The organism is Lacticaseibacillus manihotivorans DSM 13343 = JCM 12514, from assembly GCF_001435035.1.
Taxonomy (GTDB): Bacteria; Bacillota; Bacilli; order Lactobacillales; family Lactobacillaceae; genus Lacticaseibacillus; species Lacticaseibacillus manihotivorans.
In genome coordinates this window covers 1-1,228 of the sequence record NZ_AZEU01000256.1, presented here as the reverse complement: position 1 = coordinate 1,228, position 1,228 = coordinate 1, and the positions used below count along the sequence as shown (strand labels likewise).

The 1,228-nt window shown below is 44.0% G+C and carries 2 protein-coding genes; one reads left to right on the top strand and one right to left on the bottom strand.

Going from position 1 to position 1,228, the window contains the following annotated elements:
• Positions 1 to 313 precede the first annotated feature (313 nt).
• Positions 314 to 748: a MerR family transcriptional regulator gene (locus FD01_RS13265; protein ID WP_056964760.1), complete on the bottom strand. Its 435-nt coding sequence runs from the start codon at positions 746 to 748 to the stop codon at positions 314 to 316.
• Between the two features lie 150 nt (positions 749 to 898).
• On the opposite strand from FD01_RS13265, the gene FD01_RS13260 reads away from it, so the two are divergent.
• A partial coding sequence (locus FD01_RS13260) for an MFS transporter (RefSeq protein ID WP_156647321.1) occupies positions 899 to 1,228 on the top strand: 330 nt, incomplete at its 3' end.

Sequence of the window (1,228 nt, the reverse complement as noted above, 5' to 3'; positions counted from 1 at the left end):
AAAGGCCTAAAACTTCCGGCGTTGAAGTGCTCTTCAACACCAAAAATTTTAGACCCTTTTTTATTTTGGGAGCCGAGCGGGGTCAGGGATTCAAAAAGTGCCGCCAATGCTTGGGAGCAAATTGACGGCACAAAAAAACGCAGCACCTTGGGAGTTATGCTGCGTCGATGGGTGTAAATGGCTTGGGAGACATTTACTCAATTAGTTTAACACTCTACCGCTTGGGACACAATTAAGATTGTGTAAAAAGGTAGCTTGGGATCAAAAACCGCCATCACTGGCGGTTTTTTTGTGCCTAAGTTTGTGTATGTTGTTAGGATTGCTTGCGTGGAACCTTACAAAAGGTGGCACTGGTATCGTTCACTTTAGCGACGACATCAAAATCCGGATCGTTTTGTAATTGACCGAAATTTAATTCCGAATAACCGTCTGCGGTTTCGTCGACGCTGACCAACAGTTTGGCGATCATTTTTAAGTGGTCGGCTTCGTGGCGATGTTTGGCTAAAATATCAGCAGCTTTGGTCAAGGTGTAGCCTTCATCGATCATGGACTTCACTAACATGAGTCGTGCTAAGTTTGGAAAGTTAAAACGTTTGTTACCACCTTCCTCGCGACGAAAAGACGATACAAGCGATTTTTTCTCCCAGTAGCGGATTTGCGTGGCAGTCGCGCCGGTGATCCGACTGGCTTCGCCGATCCCCACCGACAGATCCAAGTCTTTCAGCCGTTTGGTAAAATCTGGTCCCATACTTACCTCCGTTATGACGCTTTGTCATTTTTATGACGTATTTTCTGAAAACATATTGACTAACTAATAATGTAAGTGTAACATAACGTTTTGTCAATATCATATTATGTGATAAAGAAATTACGAAATATATTAAAAGGGGCGATATAATTGCCAGTACAAGATCGACATGGTAAAGCCATCAATGTACCTTTAATGGTCGTAACGCTGATTGTCGGCGTGTTTATTACCGTATTGAACCAAACGATCCTCACCACAGCCTTTCCAACGTTAATGAAGGCTTTTGATATTTCTACTGGGACGGTTCAGTGGCTGACCACCGGTTTTATGATGGTCAATGGGATCATGATCCCAGTTTCGGCGTACTTATCCGCCAAAGTTTCCACCAAATGGTTATACATCGGCGCGATGAGTATTTTCGGCATTGTGTCGCGCGGCACGCTATTCCGGCGGCCAATATTCAAAATAATCCGGCGGAAT

Bases quoted from the DNA above. Each gene is read 5' to 3' on its own strand.
- FD01_RS13265 (WP_056964760.1), bottom strand. From the start codon at position 748: ATGGGACCAGATTTTACCAAACGGCTGAAAGACTTGGATCTGTCGGTG.